The following is a 26,216-nucleotide window of genomic DNA, read 5'->3' as shown; positions in this document are numbered from 1 at the left end:
CGTGAAGGATTCGGGGCTCGGCTACAAGGAGGGCGTGCAGGAGGCGATGAAGAGCTTCACGAATACGAAGACGTATTCGCTGCCGTGGTAGGCAGGCGCGATGCGCACGGGCCGTTGCCGCATATCGGGCGACGGCGCGCGCGATCGCACGAAGAAGTCAGTGCGCGCGCTCGTACGGCGGCTGACCGGGCCATAGCGTCGCGGCGACGAACAGGCCGGCCGCGAGGAACGGCGCGCCGATCGCGAACAGGATCGCGGTGATGCCCCAGCGATCCCAGAAGCGGTCGACGATCGCGCGTTCCGGCATCACGGGGTCGTACAGCACGGTGACGGCTTCGCCCGCCTGCAGACGCGAATGTGCGACGGGCGTGCGCTGCCGGAACGTGATCCGCCGGCCGCCGTCGGCCGTGAACGCGACGAGCGCCGCGCAGCGCGACGAGGCTGATGCGCCGTGCGCTGCGCGCGTGTTGTCCGCGAACGCGATGACGCGCCCCGTCGCATACGCGTAATGGCGCACGGTCTGCCACTGACGCAGGCCGGTCGCGCCCGCGCCAGCGAGGAAGCCGGTGCCGATCGCGATCGGAATCAGGACGACCGCGACGTCCCAGCGCTGCAGCGCGCGTTGGCGCGCAGCGGCGCCCGGCATCGTGTCGCGTGCCGCGTGGCGGCGCGCGTTGACGTACAGCAGGCTGCCGATCGCAAACGACGCGACCGCGAGCAGCGCCGCGGCGCAGGCCGGAAACCAGCGCTGCGCGAAGTCGTCGATCGTGGCGGGGCGGTTCGGATGGGCGGGGTCGAGCAGCACGTCGACGTGCTCGCCGATATCGTAGGCGGGGACGATCGATGCGGTGCTGCCGGCGATCTCGCGACGCTCGCCGTTGTCCGCGACGTACGCGACGATCGGCCGATACGCGCGCATCGCGTCGCTGTCCTGGACGATGCGCACGACCGTGCCCGGCATGCGGATCAGATGGCCGGTGGCGTGGCCGGCCGTGACCGCAAGGATGGCTGCCGCAACGAGCAGCGCGATGCCGAGTGCGAGCGCGATCCGCGCGTTAAGCGGCATGACCGGATCCGGTTCGCGCAATGCAGGGCGGAGGGCGGTGCGGGCGACCGAGTCGCGCGCGCCGACGGACAGCCCGATCTCGGCGCCACCGTGCCGCCCGAATGGTCGCGTCCCGCTCACATGTTCCCATGTCTGACGTCCCATGTTCTCTCAGTGCCGACGCGGGAACGGCAAGGCCCGCGCCGATCGTGTGATTATTTGTCGGAGGATTCTAGCGGAAACGGCGCGGGAAATGCGTTCGGTGGCTTACCGACGTGCCCTATCGAGGCGGCGATGCAAAAAAAGGGGGCCAGCGGAGGGATGCCGATCGTCGGCGTGCTGCGCGGTACAGGAGGTGGGAGGGCGTGCTGTGGCGGAGCGGACGAGCCGCGGGTCAGCCGGAGCAACACGCCTTCGGAGGGACAGCGAGCGGCGTCAAAGCCAGTGATAGTCGCCGCCCTCGCGCTTGCCGTGCAAGGTCATGCCGTAGCGCGCCAGTTCCGCCTCGCGCCACGCGTTCAGCATCCGGTTGCGCTTGAGCTTGTTCATCTTGCGCGTCAGCCAGCTCTGATTCAACAGCCGATAGTTCTTTCGGTTGGCGAGACCTTGCTTGCTCGACAGCCCGCGCTCCTGCTTCATCGCGGTCTGCGTGATCGAGCCGTAGTGGTGCAGCCACGCCGCACCGGTGATCGCAGTGCGAATGCCGACCTTGTCGAGCTCGCTGAAAAACAGCGTGTCCTCATAGCCGAGCAGCTTCGGTACGGGCTGGAAGTAGCCGACCTCATGCCATACGCTTCGATGCACGGCGAGACAGACGGCATGGCGAGTGCCGACGCGAAGGGTGTCGCGCATGCGGTCGCTCCACACGAGCGACTGGTCGTCGAAATCGTAGTCGAGCGGCCCCTCGACCAAGGCCGGCGACGCGACCTTCAGGTTGTGTTTCTCCGCCGCATGGATCAGTCGTTCGATCCACTCCGCGGATACCAGCACGTCATTGTTCATGACGACGGTCCACTCGGCCTGTTGATGCAGTGCGCCCTGGTTCCATGCGATCCCGCACCCGAGATTCTCGGCATTGTGGATGACGCCGCCGAGCGGCAGGCTCTTCAGATACTCGAGCGTATCGTCGCTCGACGCGTTATCGACGGCGACGACGCGATCGAGCGGCGTGCCATGTTTCAGCATGCTGTCGATGCACTTCTTCGTATATTCGACCTGGTTGTAGCAGGCGAACGTAATCGAGTATTTATTCTTTTCCATAGCGAATGATCGAGGCACCGCACAACGCTGCGATGAAAATCGCACTGAAGCTGGCCGTAAATTTGAGGTTGAACACCTCGGTCGTCATGCCGCTCACAATTTGGCAGATCATGAACACGAGGCCCATCGTGCCATTGGCGACGCGATCGCGGTCGGGCGAGCGGATGGCCCGCACGAAAATGACCATCGGTACGATGAACAAGGCGAGCGTCGACAGGATCCCCCAGATGCCGGAGCGTACCGCATTCGTCATCAGCTCGTTGTGAAAGCCCGCATGCAGGGCGAAGCTGCGCGCATACGGAGAAGCGAATGCCGCGAGTTCGGGCGCCTTCAGCGCCGACTCGAAACCCGTGTCTCCGAGTCCGCCGAGCGGATGCGTCGCCGCGAGATAGGTGCCAATGCGCAGGAAGGTGATGCGCAGCCCCGCGGACGTGTCGGGCGCAATGCCCGAAAAGTGGTAGCTCGCGTAGTCTTGCTGCGCGGCGTCGATGCGGTCGCGGACCGTCTGCGAGAACTCGTAGCTGGAAACCAGTAGCACGGCCACGACGCCGAGTGCCAACGCGACGTTGCGTGCGCGCAATTGGCGATGCCGCGGCAGTGCGAGATAGGCGATCACGATCGGCATCGCCAGCCAACCGGTGCGGCTGCCCGAGCGAATCGACAGATAGAACCCGAGCGCGGCAGCCGCGCACTTGAACGCGATCAGCGGCGGGCGGTCCTTGTCGAACAGATTGATCGACGCGAGGCTCATCAGTCCGAGCGTCATCATGTATTGACCGAACGTCAGCGGATCCGCGAAGTACGTCGCCATCCGGTCGCCGTCCCAGAAATGGGGGCCTTCGAAGAAGTGGAGCTGCACGAACGTGACGACCAGCCCAAGCGGAATCGTGTACTGCAGCCACCGGCCGACGCTGAACCGATAGTGCACGACCAGCAGCAGAATCGGGATCGCGGCGGCGAAGCGGGAGGGGCTGTCGAACATCGGTGCGGCGAATTTGCCGCGGAAAGCCGAGCTGATCAGGATCGATGCGACCGGAAGCAGCAGCACGATCGCCATGCGCATCGTGGCCGGCCGTTCCGCGACTGCGACGAAGGGCGATGCGCGTCGCTGCGCCAAGGCAACGGCGGCACAGAGCGCCGCGACAAACAGGACCGCGCTGCTCCAGCCACGAATGGTGACGAGGAACAGCGGGGCGGCTGCAATCACGATGTAGGCTGCGACGGCTGCGAGCGGCGGGCGTTCATCACGACTGGGTAGCCGGGCGGGGGACGACAAGCAATCACGCCTCAACACGGGCTCCGGAAGAAATCTGAAATTGAGATTGGCTTGGTGACCGCCCCGTCGACGTAGGCAAGCGCGATCCTTGCCGGCAAGCGGCGAACCGCGCCGTTGGCTGCATGCGCCACCTCGATGGCGTTGCCTATCGCAGGCGATGGCGGGCGCGATGCGGCGCGGATACGGCAAATGGTCGATTGGATTGACTGCGCCATCCGGCGACATGGCGTGCGAGACGTTACTTTAGAAGCTGCCGCCGGTCAAGAATGCGGGTTCGGTGTCGCGAGCCCCTATAATGGAGCGTTCGCGGCGGGCGCCATGGTGCACGTGCATCGACATTCGTCCCGGGGAAAGGCCGTCGATGCCGTTCCGTCACGAGAAACGGCGCGATATGTCGGCAACGGCGCGGGCACGGCCGACGAAAATGACAACGATACCAACCATGTTTCGATTGATCGACCATTGTGTCGCACGCTCTACGTCGATTCCTTACGAATCGGTGCCTCATGATCCGGCGCGCTATCTCGCGCAGGCCTCGAAGTTGACCGTCGCGAAAAAATATCTTCACCGCCGATGCTCGCTCGCGCTGGGCGGGCAGACGGCGCTTTATCGCGACACGTTGCCGAACAATGCGCGGATTTTGTGGCTGTACACCGGCAAGGCGAATTTCGGCGACGCGACCATGGACATGGCCGGCCGAAGCCTGCTGCGCGGCACGGGCGTGAAAGCGGATCTGCTGACGCTGCCGAAACTGCGCCCACTGTTCGAGGAAGACGATGTTTTCGCGAATGTGTTCGACCGCGTGGAAGACGCGCTGGCGCGCGACTACGATGCGGTGCTGCTGAACGAATTCAATCTGCCGTCGATCCGATTGAAGCGGAAGCATTTCAGGCACCTGCCGTTCGCGTGCCTGTTCGGCTACTTCTACGGTCCGGATCGCAATCAGACGCAGTTCAGCTTTGCTGCGATCAATCACGTATTCGGACTCGGTCTGACGCCTGCGCGGCTGCACGCGCTCGCGCAGCCCTACCTCGGTTGCAGCGATCCGACCGAGCGTAGCGTCGACGCGCTCGTGCCCGAAACGCCGTATCTGTGCGTCGCGGTCGGCGGCATCGAGCCAAGGCGCACCTATGACCGCTGGCCCGAGTTGTTGTCTGCACTGGATGCGGCGGACGATCTCGCGGTCCCGCCGTCCGTCTTGCTGCTCGGCTCGGACAACGGGCGCGATGCCGCGGACGCAATCGGCCGACAGGCCTATGCGCGCTTTACCGTGCGCTCGCTGGTGGGGAAGCTGAGTCTGCTGCAATCGCGGGCGGTCATCGCGCGCAGCGCAGGATTCGTGGGGTGCGATGGCGGGCTGATGCATGTCGCACACACTACCGACGCCGGCTCGGTCACGCTGTTTGCGCACGCGGAGCCCATGCACTTGCGACTCACGCCGCGCTGCAAGTCGATCGGTATCCAGAGCAGCGGTGCGGTCAGCGATATCGATGTCGGCACCGTTGTGTCAGCGTTGCGGACGAAGCTGGGAACGGTGGCGGACTACGTCGTGTGACATCGTTGCGGAAGCAAGGGATTCGGGGAAGTGTCGAGCGCTGAGGCTGCGCCGCGATTCGAACTTGCCCGACGCGGCCATCGCGGTGTGCGGTGCTACACAGACGAAAAAGGCCGGTCAGCTTGCGCTGACCGGCCTTTGAAATTCCTGGTGGGGCGTGAGTGACTCGAACACTCGACCTACGGATTAAGAGTCCGCTGCTCTACCAACTGAGCTAACGCCCCCGACAGAAGCGAAATTATGCATGGCTTTTCGGGACATGGCAAGCCCTTTCTGCATATTTCGCGAAAATATTTCGTCACGACAACGCGACCTGACGGCGGGATAACGAGCCATCGCAGTTTCCGCGCTCCCGGTATGATGACGTCCAACCTGTTGCGCGGCGGTCGCGCAACGTTTTCTGGACATTCGAAGATGGACGAGAACGCAGTCCGCGAATTGCTCGATCGCCTGCTGGCCCCGTGGGTCCGCTCGCTCGATCTGGTCCCCGTAGCGATCGGCGACGACAGCGTCACGCTGCGCCTGCCGTTTTCCGGCGAATTCCGCCATTCGGGCGGCGTGATCTGCGGTCAGGTATTCACGGCCGCCGCCGACACCGCGATGGTCGTCGCCATCTCGGCCGCGCTCGGCGAGTTCCGGCCGATGACGACCGTCTCGCTGAACACGAACTTCATGCGTCCGGTGCGCAAGGGCGACGTGCTTGTGACCGCGCGCGTGCTGCGAATGGGCCGCAACCTCGTGTTCGGCGAAGTCGAACTGTTCGACGAGGACGGCAAGATGGCCGTCCACGCGACGTCGACCTACGCGCTGACGAGCTGAGCGGCGCGATGTTCGACCAGATCGTTTTCGCGGGCGGCGGCAATCGCTGCTGGTGGCAGGCCGGTTTCTGGGACGTCGCGCAGCCGGCGCTCGGCCTGCGCCCGCGCGTGATCGCCGGCATTTCGGCTGGCGCGGCGACGGCCTGCATGCTGTACACGCGCGATGCCGCGTGGGTGATGCGCTATTACGAAGAGGCGCTGCGCGAGAACCGGAAGAACGTGTACTGGCGCAATCTGTTCGGCCGCGAGCCGATGTTTCCGCACTACCGGATCTACCGGCAGGCGCTGCTCGACATCTACGGCGAGCCGTTCGCGCAGCTCGCGAGCGCGCCGGAGATCCGTATCGGCGTGTCGCACGTGCCGCGCTGGCTCGGCGCGCGCAGCGCCGTGGCCGCGGGCCTCGTCGCGTACAACATCGAAAAGTACCTGCGCAAGACGCTGCATCCGACGCTTGGCCGCACACTGGGCTTTCGTCCCGAATTCGTGCGCGCGCAGGATTGCGCGCACGTCGACGAGCTGGCCGACCTGATCCTGCAGTCGTCGTGTACGCCGCCGTTTACGCCGGTGCTGCGGCGCGGCGGCCGGCCGGTGCTCGACGGCGGGATGGTCGACAACGTACCGGTCGGCGCGCTCGACGCCTCGCCGGGCGACGTGCTGGTGCTCGTCACGCGGCGGTATCCGCGTCCGCAGATGTTTACGGTCGCGCACGGCGATCAGCGTCGGCTGTACGTGCAGCCGTCGACGAAGGTGCCGATTTCCAGCTGGGATTACACGAGCCCGTCGCAGATGCAGCACGCATACGATCTCGGGCGCCGCGACGGTGAACATTTTCTCGCGCGCGTCGGCGCGATGACGGACGGCCGCGTCGCCGCGTGAAGCGGCGCGCGGCGTGTGATCAGCGCTTGCGGACCGGCAGCAGCGCTTCCGGGTTGACGACGCTCGACGTGTCGCCCTGGTCGAACGCGAGGATGTTCTTGAACGCGGCACTGAAATACAGCTCGTAGCTTTCGCGTTCGACGTAGCCGATGTGCGGCGTGCAGATCACGTTTTCCATCCGCAGCAAGCTGTAGCCCTGCAGGATCGGCTCGCTTTCGTACACGTCGATCGCGACCATCCCCGGCCGGTTGTGCGACAGCGCGTTGACGAGCGCGTTTTCCTCGAGCAGTTCCGCGCGGCTCGTGTTGACGAGCAGCGACGTCGGCTTCATCCGCATCAGGTCTTCCTGCTTGACGATCCCGCGCGTGTCGTCATGCAGCCGCAGGTGCAGCGACAGCACGTCGCTCTGCTCGAACAGCGCTTCGCGGCTCTCGGCGGCGGTGTAGCCGTCGGCGCGCGCGGCCTCGAGCGAATGTTCGCGGCCCCAGATCAGCACGTTCATTCCGAACGCCTTGCCGTAGCCGGCGACGAGCCGGCCGATCTTGCCGTAGCCCCAGATGCCGAGCGTCTGCCCGCGCAGCACCTGGCCGAGACCGAAGTTCGGCGGCAGCGCCGACGTCTTCAGCCCCGACTGCTGCCACGCGCCCTGCTTCAGATTCGCGACGTATTGCGGAATGCGGCGCTGCGCAGCCATCACGAGCGCCCACGTCAGTTCGGCCGGCGCGATCGGCGAGCCGGTGCCTTCGAGCACCGCGATCCCGCGGTCGGTACACGCGTCGAGATCGATATGGCTCGAAATACGGCCGGTCTGGCTGATCATGCGCAGATTCGGCAATTTGGCAAGCAGTTGCGACGAGATCGGTGTGCGTTCGCGAATCAGCACGAGCGCCTCGACTTCCGCGAGGCGGCTCGCGAGTTGCCCCAGCCCGCGCACCGTGTTGTTGAAGACCTTCACGTCGTGGTCGGCGAGCATCTCGAAGCAGTTCAGCTTGCGGACGGCGTCCTGGTAGTCGTCGAGGATGGCAATTTTCATGGTGAGCGGGGTGGTGTTGCGCGTTGAATCCGGCAGCGGCGGCGCACAGCGCGCCTGTCCCGCGCGGCCGGGGCCGACATGATGCTACGCCGGCCGCGCCCGTGGGGCCTTTTTAACAGGTTGTTACGCTCCGCCGCAATCGGCCGCAGCCGTCCCGGCGCCGCGCAACGTCGACCGCCGCGGTGCGATGTTGTGTCGCATCAAATACGTCCTTCCTGATTCGGCCGCCTGGCGGACGAGATTCACCCAATTGTTGCTCCAATCAGAATAATTGGATCAATTATCCGCGCAGACCAAGGATGTTTGATGGTTTTTATCTCGATTCGCGGACGCGATAGGCAACTCTGCATCTTTTCCGCTGTCGTAGGAGAATTACGCATTTGCTTCAACTTTTTGAAGTTGTAACAGCGGCAGGAGTCGTTTATGGATCATTTGCAGTCGATGCGCGTGTTCGTCAAGGTTGCGGATCTCGGCAGTTTCGCGCGGGCCGCGAGTGCAATGGATATCTCGAACGCGGTCGCGACGCGCCATGTCGCCGATCTCGAAGGCCGGCTCGGCACGCGGCTGCTGAATCGCACGACGCGCAGCCTTTCGCTGACGGAATCGGGGCAGGTCTATCTGGAGCGTGCGCGCCAGATTCTGGACGAACTCGAGGACGTCGAGCAGATGGTCGTCGCGCGCAATCACGAGCCGGTCGGCACGCTGCGCATCGTCGCGCCCGTCGTGTTCGGCCTGCATAACCTCGCACCGGTGCTGCAGTCGTACACCGAGCAGTTCCCGAAAGTGGTGCCGGATCTGACGCTCGTCGATCGGCAGGTCGACCTCGTCGAGGAAGGCTTCGACGTCGGCATCGTCGTGACGCGACAGATGCGCAGCGCGAGCATCGTCACGCGGCGTCTGACCACGGGCTGCATGACGGTATGCGCGACGCCGAGCTATCTGGAAAAGCACGGCGTGCCGACGCATCCGGAGCAGCTCGCCGAGCATCCGAGCCTGAGTCTGCCGACCGAATACTGGGGCGACGAGCGCGTGTTTACGGGGCCGGATGGCGAAGTGCGCGTGCGTCCGACCAACGTGATCGTCGCGAACAACACCGCGATGCTGCGGCAGTTCGCGCTGCTCGGGATGGGCGTCGCGATCCTGCCGAGCTACCTGATCGGCGGCGACATCGCGCGCGGTGCGCTGGTGCGGCTGCTGCCCGATTTCAAGCTGCCGCAGGTCGAGATCAACATCGCCTATCCGAGCCGGCGCCATCTGCCGGCGAAGGTGCGCACGTTCATCGATCACCTCGTCGAGTACTTCAGCAAGTCGACCGACGCGACGATGGGCGAGCAGTGGGCCGCGCAGGGCGCGACGCTCCCGCCGATCGGCGTCGAAACGCGTGCGGAGCAGCCGGAACCGGCGGACCCGAACCTGTCGCCGCGGCTGCCGCGCGCAGGCCGTCAGCGCGTCTCGGCGCCGTCGCCGCTGTAACGGCGACGCGCGGGCGCCCGAACGGAGGCGCCAAAAAGAAAACGCGGATCGAGCGATCGATCCGCGTTTTTTGTTTGGCCGACGGGCTGGCGAGCCGCCGCGACGCGCGCGACTCGCGGCGGCGCTCGTTACGAGCCCGTCTTGCGCGTCGTCGTCTTGCGTGCGGCGGTCTTGCGTGCCGGCGCCGGCTTCTCGTCGGCGCCTTCGGTGACGGTCTCCGCGTCCTTCGTCGCCGATTTCGCCGTCTTCTTCGCGGCGGCCGCCTTCGGCTCCTTCTTCTCGAACTCGAAGCCGATCTTGCCGTCCGGCTGCTTCACGAGGTATGCCTTGAAGTTGCGGCCCGTGCGCGACGACTTGAAGTTCGGCAGCAGATCGGTGCGGCCGTCCGCAAGCAGCTTGGCCATCTGCTCGCGCGTGATTTCCTGCTGCAGGATCACCTTGCCGGAGCGGAAGTCGCACGTCTTCGGGTTCGCGACCGAGTGCTCGCAGACGTAGCTCATCCCGTGCTCGAACACGCGGCCCTTGCACTTCGGGCACGTGCCGACCGGCTCCTGCGCGGAGAAGTCGGGCGCTTCGCCTTCGTCGCCGCCCTGATCCTGCCCGAAATCGAACTCGAGCTTGTAGTTCTTGATTTCGTCGTCGAAGGTCAGCTTCAGGATCGCCGAGAACGGACGGCCCATCTTGCTGCGGAAGCCCGACAGCGGACCGATCTCCTTCTTCTGCAGCAGCTCCTCGACTTCGGCGATCTCGAACTGCCGGCTGCCCGGAATCTTCGAGATCGAGAAGTCGCACTTCGTGCACGCGAAGCGCCGGTAGTTCTCCTTCACCTGGCCGCCGCAGTTCGGGCAGGGCGTTTCGAGCGTCGCGTAATCGCCGGGAATCGTGTCGGAATCGTATTCCTTCGCGCGCTTGACGATCTGCTGCGTCATGCGCGCGATTTCCTGCATGAATGCGTCGCGTCCGAGGTTGCCGCGCTCCATCTGCGACAGCTTGTATTCCCATTCGCCCGTGAGCTCGGGTGCGGTCAGTTCCTTCACGCCGAGCCCGCGCAGCAGCGTCATCAGCTGGAATGCCTTCGCGGTCGGGATCAGTTCGCGGCCTTCGCGCACGAGATATTTCTCGCCGAGCAGGCCTTCGATGATCGCCGCCCGCGTGGCCGGCGTACCGAGGCCCTTCGCGGCCATGGCCTCGCGCAGTTCGTCGTCCTCGACGAGCTTGCCCGCGCCTTCCATCGCCGACAGCAGCGTCGCTTCCGAGTAGCGTGCGGGCGGCTTCGTGACGAGCGCGACGGCGGCGATCTCGTCCGTCTTCACCTTCTCGTCCTTCTGCACCTGCACGAGGTTCGCGTCGGCGCCTTCGGCGTCGCGGCCGTAGACCTGCAGCCAGCCCGGCTCGACGAGCACCTTGCCTTCGGTCTTGAAGTGATGGCCGGCGACTTCGGTGATGCGCGTCGTCACGCGGTATTCGGCGGCCGGGAAGAACACGGCGAGGAAGCGCTTCACGACCATGTCGTACAGCTTCTGCTCGGGCTCGGACAGCGATTTCGGCGCCTGCAGCGTCGGGATGATCGCGAAGTGATCGCTGATCTTCGAGTTGTCGAAGATCCGCTTGTTCGGCTTGACCCAGCCCTTGTCGAGCACCTGCTTCGCGTGCGGCAGGTAGTTGTGGCTCTCCTTGAGCATCTCGAGCGTCGACTTCACCGTGCCGATATAGTCCTCCGGCAGGGCGCGCGCGTCGGTACGCGGGTAGGTCAGCACCTTGTGCTTTTCATACAGCGCCTGCGCGAGGCCCAGCGTGTTCTTCGCGGAGAAGCCGAAACGGCTGTTCGCTTCGCGCTGCAGGCTCGTCAGGTCGAACAGCAGCGGCGACAGCTGCGTCGACGGCTTCGATTCCTCGCTGACCGTGCCGACCTGGTCGCGACACGCGGCGACGATCGTCTCGGCAGCCGGCAGGCTCCAGAGCCGCGAATCGCGCTTCTCGGGATCGAACTCGTCGCGCTTGAATTTCGGGTCGAACCACTTGCCTTCGTAGAAGCCGGCCGCGCACGCGAATTCCGCCTTCACTTCCCAGTAGTCGCGCGGGACGAAACGGCGGATTTTCTCTTCGCGTTCGACGACGATCGACAAGGTCGGCGTCTGCACGCGCCCGACGGTCGTCAGGAAGAAGCCGCCGCCCTTGCTGTTGAAGGCCGTCATCGCCCGCGTGCCGTTGATGCCGACGAGCCAGTCGGCTTCGGAGCGGCAGCGCGCGGCGTCGGCGAGCGGCTGCATGTCGGCGTCGCTGCGCAGGTGCGCGAAACCGTCGCGGATCGCCTGCGGCGTCATCGACTGCAGCCACAGGCGCTGGACCGGCTGCTTCGCCTTCGCGTGCTGCACGATCAGGCGGAAAATCAGCTCGCCCTCGCGCCCCGCGTCGCATGCGTTGATCAGGCGATCGACGTCCTTGCGCTTCATCAGCTTCGTCAGCACTTTCAGGCGCGACTCGCTTTTTGCGATCGGGTTGAGGTCGAAATGCGGGGGGATGACGGGCAGATGCGCGAAGCTCCATTTCCCGCGCTTGACCTCGTACTCTTCCGGAGCGGCGATTTCCAGCAGGTGGCCGACAGCGGACGAAAGCACGTATTCGTCGCTTTCGAAGTATTCGTCATGCTTGGTAAAGCCGCCCAAAGCGCGCGCGATGTCGTTCGCGACAGAAGGCTTTTCCGCAATGATCAGTGCTTTGGACATGACAGATGTGTGTTGGTAGACCGGGTTCGCCGGTGTGGGTCCCTTTTACGACGGCTTTATAGCACACGCCGCCGCGACGGCGGCCGGACGTGTAAAAAGCGGCCCATCATAGAGGGGGGGCGCAGCGGCGGCAAGCGCCCGGTACGGCGCGAGGCCAAACGCGCGAACGCCGACTCGTGAAAAAATGCGCGCGGCCGGGCGCGCTCAGGCCTCGACCGTCAGCACGTTGCGCAATTTCGGTGCGTGCGGCGTGCCGGGCACGGCGGTCAGGTCGGACAGCATGCGTTCGACGATCGCGGCGTGCGGCAGCACCGTACCGAAAAAGCGGGCCGTATGGGCGTCCTCGATCAGGATCGTCGGGAAGTTCTCGACGTCGAGGTCGTCGAGCCGGTCGGCATGGGTTTCGATGTCGATCCAGGCGAAGCACGCGTCCGGATGCGCGTCGGCCAGCTGGTCGAACAGCGTACGGTAGTCGCGGCAGGTGCCGCACCATTCGGCGCACAGGCAGGCGACGAGCAGCGTGGCGGGATCGGCGAGACGCTCGGCGATCCGATCGGCGTCGGTGTCGAGATTCAGCGCGGGCATGAGTTTCCTTCGAATGTCGTCGGCGGCACGGCCGCCGCTATGCGGGGGAATGTAGCACGCCGCGTGCAGCAGGGTTGGGCGGCCCGTCGAGCCGACCGTAGCGGCCGCCGGGCAGCGGCGCGACGCGACCGGCCAGTTCGAGCGCGAGCAGCGCGCGGTGCAGTGCGTCGTCGGGCAGCCCGCAGCGCTCCGCGAGCCATTCGTATGTCACGGGGCCATATCCGAGCGCCGTCAGCACGGCCTGCTCGGCCGGGCACGCGGGCAGTTCGGCGGCGGCTTCGGCCGCGGCGGTGTCCGGCGGCGCGGTGGCGGGTGGCGACGCTGCGGCAGCGGTCACGTCGTGGAGGTCCGCCACGCCGACGTTCGCGCGCGCATCGCCGGCGGCCGGTTCGGCGCACGTGTGCGCGCCGCGCGCTGCTGGCTCGCCGAGCCCGTATTCCTCGAGGATGTCGAGCGGCGTCGCGGTGAGCTTCGCGCCGTCGCGGATTAGCGCATGGCAGCCCTGCGCGAGCGGCGCGTGAATCGAGCCCGGCATCGCAAATACGTCGCGGCCCAGTTCGTTCGCCAGTCGCGCGGTGATCAGCGAGCCGGAGCGCGGCGCGGCTTCGACGACGAGCGCGCCGATTGCGAGCGCCGCGATCAGCCGGTTGCGCTGCGGAAAGTGCGACGCGCGGGCCGGCGTGCCGAGCGGCCATTCGGACACGATCGCACCGTGCGCGGCGATCGCATGCGCGAGCGCATGGTGGCGCGCCGGATAGACCAGGTCGGCGCCCGTCGCGATTACCGCGATCGTGCTCGACCGGCCGTCGAGCGCCCCCTGGTGCGCCGCTGCATCGATACCGAGCGCGAGCCCCGACACGACCGTGAGCCCCGCATCCGACAACGCACGCGCGAAGCGCGTCGCGTCCGCGAGCCCCTGCGGCGTCGCATGCCGGCTGCCGACCACCGCGATGCCGCGCGCGTGCAGCAGGTCGAGCCGCCCCTTTACATATAGCAGCGGCGGCGGATCGTGCAGATCGCGCAGGCGTGGCGGATAGGCCGGATCGTCGAGCGTGACGATCGCGTTGCCGCGCACGTCGAGCCACGCGAGTGCGGCATCGGTGCGCGCGTCGAGATCGGCGCGCTCGCTCGCGCGCACGGCGCGCACGGCGGTCGGGCTGCTCGCCGCGGCGATCGCATCGTCCGGCGCGCGCAGCAGTGCGTCGGCCGACCCGAATGCGTCGAGCAGTGCGCGCAGCACGGCCGGCGGCAGCGACGGTGCGTGCGCGAGCTGCAGCCATGCGCGCAGCCCGGCACGCGTCAGCGCTTGCGGCGACATGAGATTTCCCTCGACGGAAGCGGCCAGCGAGCGGCGTGACGCCATGATAAAATTTTCATCATCCGAAATACTCGTCGAGGCCGCGTGCGCAGGCGCGCGGCCGAATGCAGGAGGCGCGATCCGCGGCATTGATTCGCCGCGCATCCGCCTCATCTTCATTGCATCGCGGCGGCAGCGCCAGCCGGCCGGATGGCCGATGCGGCACACCGCTTCACCGAATACCGAAAGACCATGGCTTTGCTGAACATTCTTCATTACCCCGACAAGCGGCTGCACAAGGTCGCGAAGCCCGTCGACAAGGTCGACGACCGCATCCGCAAGCTCGTTGCCGACATGGCCGAGACGATGTACGCGGCGCCGGGCATCGGCCTCGCGGCCACGCAGGTCGACGTGCACGAACGCGTGATCGTGATCGACGTGTCCGAAGACAAGAACGAGCTGCGCGCCTTCATCAACCCCGAGATCATCTGGTCGAGCGACGGCAAGCAGGTCTACGAAGAAGGCTGTCTGTCGGTGCCCGGCATCTACGATGAAGTCGAGCGCCCGGACCGCGTGCGCGTGCGCGCGCTCAACGAGCAGGGCGAGACGTTCGAGCTCGACTGCGAAGGCCTGCTCGCGGTATGCATCCAGCACGAAATGGATCACCTGATGGGCCGCGTGTTCGTCGAATACCTGTCGCCGCTCAAGCAGAGCCGGATCAAGACGAAGATGAAGAAACTCGAACGCGCGATGTGACGCGCGTGCGCCGAGACCGACCCCGAACGCTGTCATGACCCATACGTTGCGCGTGATTTTTGCCGGCACGCCGGAATTCGCCGCGGCCGCGCTGGCCGCGATCCACGACGCCGGTTTCGCGGTGCCGCTCGTGCTCACGCAGCCCGACCGGCCCGCCGGGCGCGGCATGAAGCTGCAGGCGAGCGCCGTGAAGCGCTACGCGCTCGAGCACGGGCTGCCCGTCGCGCAGCCGCCGTCGCTGCGCCGCGCCGGCAAGTATCCGGCCGAGGCCGTCGAGGCGATCGAGCTGCTGCGCGCGACGCCGCACGACGTGATGGTCGTCGCCGCATACGGGCTGCTGCTGCCGCAGGAAGTGCTCGACATTCCGCGCCACGGCTGCATCAACATCCATGCGTCGCTGCTGCCGCGCTGGCGCGGCGCCGCGCCGATCCACCGCGCGATCGAGGCCGGCGATGCCGAAACGGGCGTCACGCTGATGCAGATGGACGCCGGGCTCGACACCGGCGCGATGATCCAGGCATCGCGCATCGCGATTGCGCCCGACGATACGACGGCGACGCTGCACGACCGGCTCGCCGCCGACGGCGCGCAGCTCATCGTCGACGCGCTCGCGCGGCTCGAACGCGACGGCACGCTCGCGGCGACGCCGCAGCCGGCCGACGGCGTGACCTACGCGGAAAAGATCGGCAAGCACGAAGCGGCGCTCGACTGGCGCAAGCCCGCGGACGTGCTTGCGCGCCAGGTGCGTGCGTTCGATCCGTTCCCCGGCGGCGTCGCGACGCTCGACGGCGCCGCGATCAAGATCTGGGCGGCCGAGCCCGCCACGGGGCGCGGCGACGCGGCGCCCGGCACGATCGTCGAAGCGGCGCCGGACGGCGTCATCGTGGCGTGCGGCACCGGCGCGCTGCGCGTGACGCAGTTGCAGAAGCCGGGCGGCAAGCGGCTGCCGGCACGCGAATTCCTCGCCGGCTCGCCGCTCGCCGCAGGCCAGCGCTTCGCGCTGCCCGACGCGGGCTGAGCGGCCGGCGAGACGCCATTCGACACGGTGCGCGGACCGCGCGCAATCGGCCGTTCGGCCGAGTCGCGCGGCCTGTCCGGCGCGCGTAGAATTTCCCGGCATTCCCAGTTGCGAGGCTTTCATGTTCGGCATCGTCCATTTCGGATTCTTTCTGCCAGCGGTGTTCCTGCTGAACGTCACGCCCGGTCCCGATACCGCGTACATCGTCGGCCGCAGCGTTGCGCAGGGCCGCCGCGCGGGCCTGATGTCGGCGCTCGGCATTTCGGCCGGCTGCTGCGTGCACGTGCTCGCATGCGCGTTCGGGCTGACCGCGCTGCTCGCGGCATCGGCGGCCGCGTTCACCGCGATCAAACTGGTGGGCGCCGCCTATCTGATCTATCTCGGCGTGCGCATGGTGCTTGCGAAGCCCGCCGCCGCGACCTCGGACGCCGGCACCGCCTCCGCGTCGCCCGCGAAGCCGCTGCGCCAACTTTTCCTGCAGGGCTTCTGGACGAACGTGCTGAATCCGAAGGTCGTGCTGTTTTTCGTGTCGTTCTTCCCGCAGTTCGTGGCGGCCGACAGCCCGCACAAGACGCTCGCGTTTCTGACCCTCGGCGCCGTGTTCGTCACGATGAGCACGATCTGGAGCGGCATGGTCGCGTGGGTCGCGGGCAGCGTCACGCAGCGCTTTTCCGGCAAGCCCGGCGTCAAGAAATGGCTCGATCGCACGGTCGGCAGCGCGTTCGTCGGGCTGGGCCTGCGGCTCGCGACGGCGCAGCGCTGAAATTGAATTTTTCCGGCGAGCCCTTATCTAACAGATCGCTTACAATTTCCCGCCGCACATCGTGACGGCGGGTTTCCCCGACGGATAAGGAGTGGGTATGTTCAATTGGGTCAAAACGGCGATGCTGATGGCCGCGATCACGGCCCTGTTCATCGTGATCGGCGGCATGATCGGCGGCTCGCGCGGCATGACGATCGCCCTGCTGTTCGCGCTCGGCATGAATTTCTTCTCGTACTGGTTCTCCGACAAGATGGTGCTGCGCATGTACAACGCGCAGGAGGTCGACGAGAACACGGCGCCGCAGTTCTACCGGATGGTCCGCGAGCTGGCTACGCGCGCGAACCTGCCGATGCCGCGTGTCTATCTGATCAACGAGGATGCGCCGAACGCGTTTGCGACGGGCCGCAACCCCGAGCATGCGGCCGTGGCGGCGACCACCGGCATACTGCGCGTGCTGTCCGAGCGCGAGATACGCGGCGTGATGGCGCACGAGCTTGCGCACGTGAAGCACCGCGACATCCTGATCTCGACGATCACCGCGACGATGGCCGGTGCGATCTCGGCGCTCGCGAACTTCGCGATGTTCTTCGGCGGGCGCGATGAAAACGGCCGGCCGGTCAATCCGATCGCAGGCATCGCGGTCGCGTTGCTCGCGCCGATCGCGGGCGCGCTGATTCAGATGGCGATCTCGCGTGCGCGCGAGTTCGAGGCCGACCGTGGCGGCGCGCAGATCTCCGGCGACCCGCAAGCGCTCGCGAGCGCGCTCGACAAGATTCATCGCTATGCGGCGGGCATCCCGTTCCAGGCGGCCGAGGCGCATCCGGCCACCGCGCAGATGATGATCATGAACCCGCTTCACGGCGGCGGTCTGCAGAATCTGTTCTCCACGCACCCGGCCACCGAGGAGCGCATCGCGCGGCTGATGGAAATGGCGCGCACCGGCCGCTTCGACTGACGGCGCCCGTTCGCGGCGCCTGTTCCGCGGTCCTTCCCCCATCACCCCGCATGCGTCGCGCTGCGGGGTGATTCATTTGCGCGTCGTCCGGGCCGCATCCGGTCGCACGCTACAATGCGCGGTTTGGGATCGGCGCGGCGTCGGCGTCGCCCGGCTCCCGCCCCGCTTGCCGATTTCGCCCCGATGACACGAACCCGTTCCGCCTCCCCGTCTTCTCCCGGCCGCGCCACGCGCCTGTCGGCATTGCGTGTCGCGCCCGACTCGCTCGGCTTCGCGCTGGACGCGGCCGCGCAGGCGGTCGACGCGGTGCGGCGCGGCACCGCGTTGCCGGCCGCGCTCTCCGCGGTGTTCGCGCAGATGGCATCGGGGGCGCAGGCGCTCGCGCGCGGTGCGACGCAGGACGTCGCGTATCGCACGATGCGTCGTCTCGGCAGCGTCGACTGGCTGATCGCGCGCCTCGTCGGCAAGGCGCCGCCCGCACACGTACATGCGGTGCTCGCCGGCGCACTCGCGCTGCTGCTCGACGCGGACGGCGAAGCGGCGTATCCGCCGTTCACGGTCGTCGATCAGGCCGTGACCGCCATCGGCGCGCGGCGCGAGTATGCGTTTGCGAAGGGGATGGTGAACGCCGTGCTGCGACGCTTTCTGCGCGAGCGCGACACACTCGTCGCCGCGATGCATGCCGATCCGGTCGCGCAATGGAACTACCGCGCATGGTGGATCGACGCCGTGAAGCGCGCATGGCCCGACGCCTGGCAGGCAATACTCGCGGCCGGCGACCGGCAAGGTCCGCTGACGTTGCGCGTGAACGCACGTCGCGCGAGCGTCGACGCGTATCTCGGCACGCTGCGCGATAACGGAATCGAGGCCGCCGCGATCGGCCGGCATGCGGTGCGGCTCGCATCGGCGTTGCCGGTCGAGCGCATTCCGGGTTTCGCCGACGGCGTCGTGTCGGTGCAGGATGCGGGCGCGCAGCTCGCGGCCGAATGGCTCGGCGCGCGCGACGGCATGCGCGTGCTCGATGCCTGCGCAGCACCGGGCGGCAAGACCGGCCATATCCTCGAGCTCGCCGACGCGGAAGTCGTTGCGCTCGAAAGCGACGCAAGCCGCGCGACGCGCATCGGCGAGAACCTCGCGCGGCTGTCGCTCGCGGCCGATGTGCGCGTCGGCGACGCGGGCGCGCCCGACACCTGGTACGACGGCCGACCGTTCGACCGGATCCTGGCCGACGTCCCGTGCTCGGCGTCCGGGATCGTGCGACGTCATCCGGACATCCGCTGGCTGCGCCGCGAGGCCGACATCCCGGCGCTCGTCGCCGAACAGCGACGCATCTTGTCAGCGCTGTGGCCGCTCCTGAAGCAGGGCGGCGAACTGCTGTACGTCACGTGCTCGATCTTCCCCGAAGAAGGCGAGCAGCAGGCGCGCTGGTTTGAAGCGGCCTGCGAAGATGCGGTACGATTGGACGCGCCCGGCCAGCTGCTGCCGCGTGCCGCTTCGGGCGGAGCGGGCAGCGAAGGCACCGCCGGCGTGCCCGACCCGACCACCGATCACGACGGATTTTTCTACGCGCGGTTTCAGAAACGGTGACGATCAAACACCTTTTTCCACTTCGGCTCGCGGCCGTCCTGCTGGTCGCGTTGACGCTGTGCGTGGCCATCGTGCGGCCGGCGCACGCCGAATCGATTGCCGTGCAGCGCGCCTCGCTGCAGGCCGACGGAAACGGCTGGAGCCTCGACGCCCGCTTCGATTTCGAACTGAACCCGAACCTCGAGGATGCCGTGAACAAGGGCATCCCGCTTTATTTCACGACCGACTTCGAACTGAGCCGCGCGCGCTGGTACTGGTTCGACGAGCAGCCGGTGTCGGTGTCGCAGACGATCCGCCTGTCGTTCCAGCCGCTCACGCGCGAATACCGCGTGTCGACGGGCGGCCTGCAGCTCGGCTTCGGCACGCTGAAGGATGCGCTCGCGGTCGTCAAGCACATCACGTCGTGGCACGTGATCGACCGCAACCAGGTGCGTGCCGGCGAGACGTACACGGCGTCGGTGCGGATGCAGCTCGACACGGCGCTGATGCCGAAGCCGTTCCAGGTCGACGCGGTGAACAACCGCGACTGGACGCTGGCCTCGGACTGGAAGCGCTTTACGTTCACGGTGGCCGAACGTGCTAAATAAAGTGCGCCGCGCGACGAGCGGAAAGAGCCTCCTCATACGCGTGATCGTGTCGACCGTCGCGATCACCGCGCTGCTGCTGCTCGTGCTGCTCGCGGCCGCGAGCGCGAACACCGAATTCTTCGATCGCTACTACTCGTGGCTGTACGCGGCGAACATCATCGTCGCGCTCGTGTTCCTGCTCGTCGTGCTCGGGCTGATCGGCATGATCGTCGTGCGCCTGAGGAAGGGCAAGTTCGGCACGCGGCTGCTCGCGAAGCTCGCGATCTTCTTCGCGCTCGTCGGTGTCGTGCCGGGCGGCATCATCTATATCGTGTCGTACCAGTTCGTGTCGCGCAGCATCGAGTCGTGGTTCGACGTGAACGTCGAAACCGCGCTGACGGCCGGCCTGAATCTCGGCCGCGGGATGCTCGACGCGTCGCTGTCCGATCTGCAGACGAAGGCGCGGCTGATGTCCGATCAGCTCGCGAGCGTCGACGCGAACACGAACGGCACGACGCTCACGCTGCTGCGCCTGCGCGACCAGTTCGGCGTGCAGGACGCGACGATCGTCGAGCCGAGCCGCGGCGGCTCGGGTGCGTCGCCCGATCTGCATATCGTCGCGCAGGCGTCGGGCAATTTCGCGGCGCTGATTCCGGACGATCTGCCGACGCCGCTGATGCTGAGCCAGGCGCGCGAGCACGGCGCGTATGCGGCGATCGAGGGCGAAGTCGACGGCGATCCGCGCGCGCACGGCGCGAAAGGCGCGCTGCGGCTGCGCGTCGTGCGGCCGATTCCCGACGCAACGACGTCGATGCTGCAGCCGGCCGAACGCTTCCTGCAGCTCACGCAGCCGGTGCCGCCGACGCTCGCGCACAACGCGGACGCCGTCCAGCGTGCCTATCGCGAATATCAGGAGAAATCGCTCGGCCGCACGGGGCTGCGCAAGATGTACATCGGCACGCTGACGCTCGCGCTGTTCCTCGCGACCTTCATCGCGATGATGCTTGCGCTCGCGCTTGGCCAGCAACTCGCGCGGCCGCTGTTCCTGCTCGCGCAGGGCACGAAGGAAGTCGCCGAAGGCGACTACACGCCGAAGCGCGAGATCAAGACGCGCGACGAGCTCGGCTTCCTTACGCAGTCGTTCAACGCGATGACGCGCCAGCTGTCCGAGGCGCGGCTTGCGGTCGAGAAGAACCGGATCGCGCTCGAGCATTCGAAGGCCTATCTCGAAAGCATTCTCGCGAACCTGACGGCCGGCGTATTCGTGCTCGACCGCCAGTTCCGGCTCACGACGGCGAACCGCGGCGCCGAGCGGATTTTCCGGCAGCCATTCAATTCGCTGATCGGCACGACGCTCGACCAGATCGGCGTCGTCGCCGGGTTCGGCGCGATGGTGCGCAAGGCCTTCGCGGATCGCGAGGCGGCGTCCGACAGCGGCAGCGGCGATACGGGCCACTGGCAGCAGCAGTTCGCGGTCGAAGTGCCGGGCGAGACCGATCCGCTGACGCTGCTCGTGCGCGGCACGCGGCTCGTGTCGACGGTCGAAGGGCAGGCCGACGATCCGCAGACGTCGGGCTACGTCGTCGTGTTCGACGACATCTCCGACGTGATTTCCGCACAGCGCTCGGTCGCATGGGGCGAGGTGGCGCGCCGGCTCGCGCACGAGATCAAGAACCCGCTGACACCGATCCAGCTGTCGGCCGAACGGCTGCAGATGAAGCTGTCGGACAAGCTCGCGCCGCACGACGCGGACGTGCTCAAGCGCGGCGCGACGATGATCGTCAACCAGGTGGCCGCGATGAAGCGGATGGTCGACGACTTCCGCGAATACGCGCGCACGCCGCCGGCCGTGCTCGCGAACCTGCAGCTGAACGATCTGGTGAGCGAAGTGTTGGGGCTGTACGGCGTCGGCGAAGGCAAGAATCCGATCGTCGTCGAGCTCGCGCCGTCGCTGCCGGTGATTCGCGGCGATGCGACGCAACTGCGTCAGGTGATACACAACCTGCTGCAGAACGCGCAGGATTCGGTCGCGGAGTCCGAGCATCCGCGTGTGTTGATCGAAACCAAGACAGTAGAATATGGCGACCCCGACGCCGAGGGCAAAACGCGCGTCGCGGTTCGTCTTACCGTGTCGGACAACGGGCCCGGTTTCCCGGCGCGCATCCTGACGCGCGCGTTCGAGCCTTACGTGACGACGAAGGCGAAGGGTACGGGGCTCGGGTTGGCCACGGTCAAGAAGATCGTCGACGAGCATGGCGCGCGGATCGATCTGCGCAATCGCATGCACGGCGAGACCGTCGAAGGTGCGCAGGTGTCGATCCTGTTCCTGCAGATGGCGAGCGATGCGCCGAATGCGGGGCCCGACGGAGCGGCGCCCGCGGCGGCGTCGGCCGCCGGCAAGCCGGCCGCCGGACGGTCGGCCTCGACGAAGACAAAAGCAAGTGAGCAGACAAAGGCAGCGTAAATGGCAACCATCCTGGTGGTAGATGATGAAATGGGCATCCGGGAATTGCTCTCGGAGATCCTCAGCGACGAAGGACACGTCGTCGAGGCGGCGGAGAACGCGCAGGCTGCGCGGGAATACCGGCTGAATCAGGCGCCCGATCTCGTGCTGCTCGATATCTGGATGCCGGATACCGACGGCGTCACGCTGCTCAAGGAATGGGCGGCTCAAGGCCTGCTGACGATGCCGGTGATCATGATGTCCGGGCACGCGACGATCGACACGGCCGTCGAGGCGACGAAGATCGGTGCGCTCGATTTCCTCGAGAAGCCGATCGCGCTGCAGAAGCTGCTGAAGGCCGTCGAGCACGGGCTCGCGCGCGGCGCGGCGCCGGTGTCCGCGAATGCGGCGGCGAAGGCCGGCGCCGGGCAGGCGGCGGGGCCCGCAGCGGTCGCGTCGGCGGCTGCGCTCCCGACGCTCGGCGACGACGTCGCAGCGGCGCTCGGCCTCGCGGGCCAGACGGCCGCGATTCCGTTCGACATTCCGCTGCGCGAAGCGCGCGACGCGTTCGAACGCGCGTACTTCGAATACCACCTCGCGCGCGAGAACGGCAGCATGACGCGCGTCGCGGAAAAGACCGGCCTCGAACGCACGCACCTGTATCGCAAGCTCAAGCAGCTCGGCGTCGAACTCGGCAAGAAGCCGTCCGAAGGCGCGGCGTAAAAAATTTCACGAAAAGGGCTTGTACAGTTCAAAAGAGGTCGCTATACTCTCGATTCTTCGTTGGCCCGGTAGCTCAGTTGGTAGAGCAGCGGATTGAAAATCCGCGTGTCGGTGGTTCGATTCCGCCCCAGGCCACCAGCAGTTCCAACCCCAAGAATCGTCAGGTTCTTGGGGTTTTTCGTTTGGGGCGGGTCTCGCGCGCCCGGCAGCATTGGCGGCGGCGTGATAAAATCCGTGCCCGCTCAATGACTTAGCGTACCGCCATCTGCATCCGGCGCAATCGGTCGAATGTCCGCGCCGCGATGCCGCGCGATGGGCGGTATAAGCGCCGTACCGCGTTGCCGGGCTGCGGCGCTGCCTATACTGGTCGCGCCGGCGCAGGCCGGCACGCGTCGGGCCGTTCGGCGGCAGCCGGCCATCGGGCGCAGCGCGACGCGAGCCTATACATTCACGGAGTATCACGGTGATTCGGACAGACGCTAAAGACGGCGCGCTCGTGCTGTTTTCCGGCGGGCAGGACTCGGCCACGTGCGTGGCGTGGGCCCTCGAACGCTACCAGACGGTCGAAACGCTCGGCTTCGACTACGGCCAGCGCCATCGCGTCGAACTCGAGTGCCGCGAAGGCGTGCGCGAAGCGCTGAAGCGGCAGTTCCCCGCGTGGGCGGACCGGCTCGGCGACGATCACATGATCGATCTGTCGGTGCTCGGCGCGATCAGCGATACCGCGATGACGCGCGCGATCGAGATCGAGACGGCCGCGAACGGCCTGCCGAACACGTTCGTGCCGGGCCGCAACCTGCTGTTCATGACGATCGCCGCGGCAATCGCGTATCGTCGCGGCCTGCGCGTGCTGGTCGGCGGGATGTGCGAAACCGATTTTTCGGGCTACCCGGACTGCCGCGACGACACGATGAAGGCGCTGCAGGTCGCGCTGAACCTCGGGATGGACACGCGCATCGTGCTCGAGACGCCGCTGATGTGGCTCGACAAGGCGCAGACCTGGCAGCTCGCCGAGCAGCTGGGCGGCCAGGCGCTCGTCGAGCTGATTCGCGTCGAGACGCACACGTGCTACGTCGGCGAGCGCGCGGAACTGCACGACTGGGGCTTCGGCTGCGGCGAATGCCCGGCATGCAAGCTGCGCAAGCGCGGCTACGAAGCGTATCTGAAGGGCGAGCGGGTGACCGAAGCGCCGCTGTGATGCGGCGCGCGGGCGGCGCGGGCCGATGAACGGATTCTGATCGACAACGAGCGGCGCAAGCCGGACGAAGGACGATGACTTACGCGGTCAAGGAAATTTTCTACACGTTGCAGGGCGAGGGCGCGAACGCGGGCCGGCCGGCCGTGTTCTGCCGGTTCGCCGGCTGCAATCTGTGGTCGGGCCGCGAAGAGGACCGTGCGCAGGCCGTCTGCCGCTTCTGCGATACCGACTTCGTCGGCACCGACGGCGAGAACGGCGGCAAGTTCAAGGATGCCGACGCGCTTGTCGCGACGATCGCGAGCCTGTGGCCGGACGGCGAAGCGCACCGCTTCGTCGTCTGCACGGGCGGCGAGCCGATGCTGCAGCTCGACCAGCCGCTCGTGGACGCGCTGCACGCGGCCGGCTTCGAGATCGCGATCGAGACGAACGGCTCGCTGCCGGTGCTCGAATCGATCGACTGGATCTGCGTGAGCCCGAAGGCCGATGCGCCGCTCGTCGTCACGAAGGGCAACGAGCTGAAGGTCGTGATCCCGCAGGACAACCAGCGGCTCGCCGATTACGCGAAGCTCGACTTCGAGTATTTTCTGGTGCAGCCGATGGACGGCCCGTCGCGCGACCTGAACACGAAGCTCGCGATCGACTGGTGCAAGCGGCATCCGCAGTGGCGCCTGTCGATGCAGACGCACAAATATCTGAACATTCCCTGAGCCACGGCTTTTTGACATCGTGCTGATTACCCGAAAACTCGAATTCGACGCGGGCCACCGCATTCCCGATCACCGCAGTCAGTGCCGGAACCTGCACGGCCATCGCTATGTGCTCGAAATCACGCTGCGCGGCGATCTCGTCGATACCGAGGGGGCGCCCGATCGCGGCATGGTGATGGATTTCGCCGACGTGAAGGCGCTTGCGGTCGAGCACCTCGTCAGCAAGTGGGACCACGCATTCCTCGTCTACGCGCGCGACGAAGTCGTGCGCTCGTTCCTCGAGCAGATGGCCGACCACAAGACGGTCGTGCTCGACCGCATTCCGACCGTCGAAAATCTCGCCGCGATCGCGTTCGACATCCTCGCGAGCGTGTACGACGCGCACTACGGCGTGAACCTGCGCCTCGAGCGCGTGCGGCTCTACGAGACGCCGAACTGCTGGGCCGACGTCGAGCGCGACGCAGGCCGCTGATCTGCGCCGCATCGAGCCGCCGGTGCGCCGGCCGGCGCGTCCGTCCGGCCGCCGCAGCGTGCGCGGCGCCTCCCTCCGCGTTTTCCTACCCGCATTCCGTCCGGCGCCGCGCTATGATCGCTGCGTGAGGCGGCGAAGCGCCGCCCGTCGCGCCGTCGTGCGCGACCGACACACCCTGCCGTTGCTTGTCCCGTTCGATTGCCTGTCCGCCGGGAGGCCGTATCGATGAGCACGCTGACCAATTCCCTGAAACAACGTCTGCACGACGGCGACGAGCCGCTGTACGGGCTGTGGCTGACGCTCGCGAGCGACACGGCGGCGGAAGCGCTCGCGCATGCGGGCTACGACTGGCTCTGCATCGACATGGAGCACGCGCCGAACGACAGCCGCGACGTCGCCTCGCAGCTGCGTGCGATGGCCGCCGCACGCCTGCCGACCGAGCCCGTCGTGCGCGTGCCGGCCCGCGAGCCGTGGCTCGTGAAGCGCGCGCTCGACGCCGGCGCGCGCACGCTGATGTTTCCGTGCATCGAGACGGCGGACGATGCCGCGCACGCCGTGCGCCTCACGCGCTTTCCGTCGCCCGAGTCGCCGGACGGCGTGCGCGGCGTGGCCGGCATGGTGCGCGCGGCGGCGTTCGGGATGCGGCGCGACTACGTGCAGACCGCGAACGCGCAGATCGCGGTGATCGTGCAGATCGAATCCGCGCGCGGCATCGACGAGGTCGAACGAATCGCCGCGACGCCCGGCGTCGACTGCGTGTTCGTCGGGCCGGCCGATCTCGCGGCAAGCCTCGGTCATCTCGGCGACGTCCGACATCCGGACGTCGAATCCGCGATCGCGCGCGTGCTCGCGGCCGGCCGGCAGGCGGGCGTCGCGGTCGGCATCTTCGCGTCGGACAGCGCGAGCGCACGCCAGTGCCGCGACGCCGGCTACCGGATGATCGCGCTGTCGGCCGACGTGATCTGGTTGCTGCGGGCGACGCGGCAGGCACTGCAGGAGGTGCGGTCATGAACGCGGCCGAGGGCGCGTGTCGCGGGCGGGCCGCGCGTAGGGCACCGCGCGCCGCGCGGCTGGCGGCGGCGCT

23 protein-coding genes and 2 tRNA genes are annotated in these 26,216 nt (G+C 67.0%); 17 read left to right on the top strand and 8 right to left on the bottom strand.

Annotated features, from left to right (window positions below; all coding sequences use genetic code 11):
• Positions 1-157: 157 nt before the first annotated feature.
• The 3 genes from HMPREF3115_RS02490 to HMPREF3115_RS02480 form a co-directional block, all read right to left on the bottom strand.
• Complete coding sequence (locus HMPREF3115_RS02490) at positions 158-1,066, bottom strand: DUF3592 domain-containing protein (protein WP_070553345.1); 909 nt, start codon at positions 1,064-1,066, stop codon at positions 158-160.
• A 414-nt stretch (positions 1,067-1,480) separates the two neighbouring features.
• Complete coding sequence (locus HMPREF3115_RS02485) at positions 1,481-2,305, bottom strand: glycosyltransferase family 2 protein (protein ID WP_006401782.1); 825 nt, start codon at positions 2,303-2,305, stop codon at positions 1,481-1,483.
• A complete protein-coding gene (locus HMPREF3115_RS02480; RefSeq protein ID WP_227747585.1) occupies positions 2,292-3,806 on the bottom strand; it encodes an O-antigen ligase family protein in 1,515 nt (504 codons plus the stop codon). The genes HMPREF3115_RS02485 and HMPREF3115_RS02480 overlap by 14 nt, the downstream gene beginning before the upstream one ends.
• Positions 3,807-4,023: 217 nt before the next feature.
• Here HMPREF3115_RS02480 and HMPREF3115_RS02475 point away from each other — a divergent pair, with 217 nt between their 5' ends.
• Complete coding sequence (locus HMPREF3115_RS02475; RefSeq protein WP_227747584.1) at positions 4,024-5,136, top strand: glycosyltransferase family 9 protein; 1,113 nt, start codon at positions 4,024-4,026, stop codon at positions 5,134-5,136.
• A gap of 148 nt (positions 5,137-5,284) precedes the next feature.
• Here HMPREF3115_RS02475 and HMPREF3115_RS02470 read toward each other — a convergent pair.
• Positions 5,285-5,360 (bottom strand) — tRNA-Lys (locus tag HMPREF3115_RS02470).
• A gap of 190 nt (positions 5,361-5,550) precedes the next feature.
• Here HMPREF3115_RS02470 and HMPREF3115_RS02465 point away from each other — a divergent pair.
• Both HMPREF3115_RS02465 and HMPREF3115_RS02460 read left to right on the top strand, forming a co-directional pair.
• Positions 5,551-5,955, top strand: coding sequence for a PaaI family thioesterase (locus HMPREF3115_RS02465; RefSeq protein ID WP_053297823.1), 405 nt, complete (start codon positions 5,551-5,553; stop codon positions 5,953-5,955).
• A gap of 8 nt (positions 5,956-5,963) precedes the next feature.
• Positions 5,964-6,830: a patatin-like phospholipase family protein gene (locus HMPREF3115_RS02460; RefSeq protein ID WP_006407226.1), complete on the top strand. Its 867-nt coding sequence runs from the start codon at positions 5,964-5,966 to the stop codon at positions 6,828-6,830.
• A gap of 19 nt (positions 6,831-6,849) precedes the next feature.
• On the opposite strand, the gene HMPREF3115_RS02455 is transcribed toward HMPREF3115_RS02460, so the two are convergent.
• Positions 6,850-7,863 (bottom strand): D-2-hydroxyacid dehydrogenase family protein, encoded by a 1,014-nt coding sequence (locus tag HMPREF3115_RS02455; protein ID WP_053297822.1) that lies wholly within the window; start codon positions 7,861-7,863, stop codon positions 6,850-6,852.
• A gap of 423 nt (positions 7,864-8,286) precedes the next feature.
• On the opposite strand from HMPREF3115_RS02455, the gene HMPREF3115_RS02450 reads away from it, so the two are divergent.
• Positions 8,287-9,336, top strand: a complete 1,050-nt coding sequence (locus HMPREF3115_RS02450) for a LysR family transcriptional regulator (protein ID WP_006401839.1) — start codon at positions 8,287-8,289, stop codon at positions 9,334-9,336.
• Positions 9,337-9,464: 128 nt separating this feature from the next.
• Here the strand turns inward: HMPREF3115_RS02450 and HMPREF3115_RS02445 are convergent, their stop codons facing one another.
• The 3 genes from HMPREF3115_RS02445 to dprA all read right to left on the bottom strand — a co-directional run bounded on the left by HMPREF3115_RS02445 (position 9,465) and on the right by dprA (position 14,010).
• A complete protein-coding gene (locus HMPREF3115_RS02445; RefSeq protein WP_006401840.1) occupies positions 9,465-12,062 on the bottom strand; it encodes a DNA topoisomerase III in 2,598 nt (865 codons plus the stop codon).
• A 204-nt stretch (positions 12,063-12,266) separates the two neighbouring features.
• Positions 12,267-12,647: a thioredoxin family protein gene (locus tag HMPREF3115_RS02440; RefSeq protein WP_006407224.1), complete on the bottom strand. Its 381-nt coding sequence runs from the start codon at positions 12,645-12,647 to the stop codon at positions 12,267-12,269.
• A gap of 37 nt (positions 12,648-12,684) precedes the next feature.
• On the bottom strand, positions 12,685-14,010 hold the full coding sequence (gene dprA / locus HMPREF3115_RS02435) for a DNA-processing protein DprA (protein ID WP_175835571.1): 1,326 nt from the start codon (positions 14,008-14,010) through the stop codon (positions 12,685-12,687).
• 186 nt (positions 14,011-14,196) lie between these two features.
• On the opposite strand from dprA, the gene def reads away from it, so the two are divergent.
• The 13 genes from def (at position 14,197) to HMPREF3115_RS02370 (ending at position 26,143) form a co-directional block, all read left to right on the top strand.
• Positions 14,197-14,700 (top strand): peptide deformylase, encoded by a 504-nt coding sequence (def, locus tag HMPREF3115_RS02430; protein WP_006410713.1) that lies wholly within the window; start codon positions 14,197-14,199, stop codon positions 14,698-14,700.
• Positions 14,701-14,734: 34 nt separating this feature from the next.
• The gene (gene fmt, locus HMPREF3115_RS02425) at positions 14,735-15,718 is read left to right on the top strand and encodes a methionyl-tRNA formyltransferase (RefSeq protein ID WP_053297821.1); all 984 of its coding nucleotides are present in this window, start codon (positions 14,735-14,737) and stop codon (positions 15,716-15,718) included.
• A gap of 121 nt (positions 15,719-15,839) precedes the next feature.
• Positions 15,840-16,481: a LysE family translocator gene (locus HMPREF3115_RS02420; RefSeq protein ID WP_006407221.1), complete on the top strand. Its 642-nt coding sequence runs from the start codon at positions 15,840-15,842 to the stop codon at positions 16,479-16,481.
• A 97-nt stretch (positions 16,482-16,578) separates the two neighbouring features.
• Positions 16,579-17,436 carry a zinc metalloprotease HtpX gene (htpX, locus tag HMPREF3115_RS02415; protein WP_053297820.1) on the top strand — a complete coding sequence of 286 codons (858 nt, stop codon included), beginning with the start codon at positions 16,579-16,581 and terminating at the stop codon, positions 17,434-17,436.
• Positions 17,437-17,619: 183 nt separating this feature from the next.
• Entirely contained in the window at positions 17,620-19,023 is a 1,404-nt protein-coding gene (rsmB, locus tag HMPREF3115_RS02410; RefSeq protein WP_070553341.1) for a 16S rRNA (cytosine(967)-C(5))-methyltransferase RsmB, read from the top strand.
• A complete protein-coding gene (locus tag HMPREF3115_RS02405; protein ID WP_006401849.1) occupies positions 19,020-19,610 on the top strand; it encodes a DUF4390 domain-containing protein in 591 nt (196 codons plus the stop codon). The genes rsmB and HMPREF3115_RS02405 overlap by 4 nt, the downstream gene beginning before the upstream one ends.
• Positions 19,600-22,053 carry a sensor histidine kinase EsaS gene (gene esaS, locus HMPREF3115_RS02400; RefSeq protein WP_012214364.1) on the top strand — a complete coding sequence of 818 codons (2,454 nt, stop codon included), beginning with the start codon at positions 19,600-19,602 and terminating at the stop codon, positions 22,051-22,053. The genes HMPREF3115_RS02405 and esaS overlap by 11 nt, the downstream gene beginning before the upstream one ends.
• Positions 22,054-22,755 (top strand): response regulator transcription factor EsaR, encoded by a 702-nt coding sequence (gene esaR / locus HMPREF3115_RS02395; RefSeq protein ID WP_006401851.1) that lies wholly within the window; start codon positions 22,054-22,056, stop codon positions 22,753-22,755.
• A gap of 62 nt (positions 22,756-22,817) precedes the next feature.
• A tRNA-Phe gene (locus HMPREF3115_RS02390) sits at positions 22,818-22,893 on the top strand.
• A gap of 325 nt (positions 22,894-23,218) precedes the next feature.
• Positions 23,219-23,953 carry a 7-cyano-7-deazaguanine synthase QueC gene (gene queC, locus HMPREF3115_RS02385; protein ID WP_006401852.1) on the top strand — a complete coding sequence of 245 codons (735 nt, stop codon included), beginning with the start codon at positions 23,219-23,221 and terminating at the stop codon, positions 23,951-23,953.
• A gap of 74 nt (positions 23,954-24,027) precedes the next feature.
• A complete protein-coding gene (gene queE / locus HMPREF3115_RS02380) occupies positions 24,028-24,660 on the top strand; it encodes a 7-carboxy-7-deazaguanine synthase (RefSeq protein WP_006407217.1) in 633 nt (210 codons plus the stop codon).
• 19 nt (positions 24,661-24,679) lie between these two features.
• Positions 24,680-25,132 carry a 6-carboxytetrahydropterin synthase QueD gene (queD, locus tag HMPREF3115_RS02375; protein ID WP_006401854.1) on the top strand — a complete coding sequence of 151 codons (453 nt, stop codon included), beginning with the start codon at positions 24,680-24,682 and terminating at the stop codon, positions 25,130-25,132.
• A 225-nt stretch (positions 25,133-25,357) separates the two neighbouring features.
• The gene (locus HMPREF3115_RS02370; RefSeq protein WP_006401855.1) at positions 25,358-26,143 is read left to right on the top strand and encodes an HpcH/HpaI aldolase family protein; all 786 of its coding nucleotides are present in this window, start codon (positions 25,358-25,360) and stop codon (positions 26,141-26,143) included.
• Positions 26,144-26,216 lie beyond the last annotated feature (73 nt).

The organism is Burkholderia sp. HMSC10F09 (assembly GCF_001806955.1).
Classification (GTDB): Bacteria; Pseudomonadota; Gammaproteobacteria; order Burkholderiales; family Burkholderiaceae; genus Burkholderia; species Burkholderia multivorans.
This window is presented reverse-complemented; position numbering and strand designations above follow the sequence as displayed.

Coding starts and splice junctions, on each gene's coding strand:
- HMPREF3115_RS02490 (WP_070553345.1), bottom strand. CDS start 1,066: ATGCCGCTTAACGCGCGGATCGCGCTCGCACTCGGCATCGCGCTGCTC.
- HMPREF3115_RS02485 (WP_006401782.1), bottom strand. CDS start 2,305: ATGGAAAAGAATAAATACTCGATTACGTTCGCCTGCTACAACCAGGTC.
- HMPREF3115_RS02480 (WP_227747585.1), bottom strand. CDS start 3,806: ATGTCGCCGGATGGCGCAGTCAATCCAATCGACCATTTGCCGTATCCG.
- HMPREF3115_RS02475 (WP_227747584.1), top strand. CDS start 4,024: ATGTTTCGATTGATCGACCATTGTGTCGCACGCTCTACGTCGATTCCT.
- HMPREF3115_RS02465 (WP_053297823.1), top strand. CDS start 5,551: ATGGACGAGAACGCAGTCCGCGAATTGCTCGATCGCCTGCTGGCCCCG.
- HMPREF3115_RS02460 (WP_006407226.1), top strand. CDS start 5,964: ATGTTCGACCAGATCGTTTTCGCGGGCGGCGGCAATCGCTGCTGGTGG.
- HMPREF3115_RS02455 (WP_053297822.1), bottom strand. CDS start 7,863: ATGAAAATTGCCATCCTCGACGACTACCAGGACGCCGTCCGCAAGCTG.
- HMPREF3115_RS02450 (WP_006401839.1), top strand. CDS start 8,287: ATGGATCATTTGCAGTCGATGCGCGTGTTCGTCAAGGTTGCGGATCTC.
- HMPREF3115_RS02445 (WP_006401840.1), bottom strand. CDS start 12,062: ATGTCCAAAGCACTGATCATTGCGGAAAAGCCTTCTGTCGCGAACGAC.
- HMPREF3115_RS02440 (WP_006407224.1), bottom strand. CDS start 12,647: ATGCCCGCGCTGAATCTCGACACCGACGCCGATCGGATCGCCGAGCGT.
- dprA (WP_175835571.1), bottom strand. CDS start 14,010: ATGGCGTCACGCCGCTCGCTGGCCGCTTCCGTCGAGGGAAATCTCATG.
- def (WP_006410713.1), top strand. CDS start 14,197: ATGGCTTTGCTGAACATTCTTCATTACCCCGACAAGCGGCTGCACAAG.
- fmt (WP_053297821.1), top strand. CDS start 14,735: ATGACCCATACGTTGCGCGTGATTTTTGCCGGCACGCCGGAATTCGCC.
- HMPREF3115_RS02420 (WP_006407221.1), top strand. CDS start 15,840: ATGTTCGGCATCGTCCATTTCGGATTCTTTCTGCCAGCGGTGTTCCTG.
- htpX (WP_053297820.1), top strand. CDS start 16,579: ATGTTCAATTGGGTCAAAACGGCGATGCTGATGGCCGCGATCACGGCC.
- rsmB (WP_070553341.1), top strand. CDS start 17,620: ATGACACGAACCCGTTCCGCCTCCCCGTCTTCTCCCGGCCGCGCCACG.
- esaR (WP_006401851.1), top strand. CDS start 22,054: ATGGCAACCATCCTGGTGGTAGATGATGAAATGGGCATCCGGGAATTG.
- queE (WP_006407217.1), top strand. CDS start 24,028: ATGACTTACGCGGTCAAGGAAATTTTCTACACGTTGCAGGGCGAGGGC.
- HMPREF3115_RS02370 (WP_006401855.1), top strand. CDS start 25,358: ATGAGCACGCTGACCAATTCCCTGAAACAACGTCTGCACGACGGCGAC.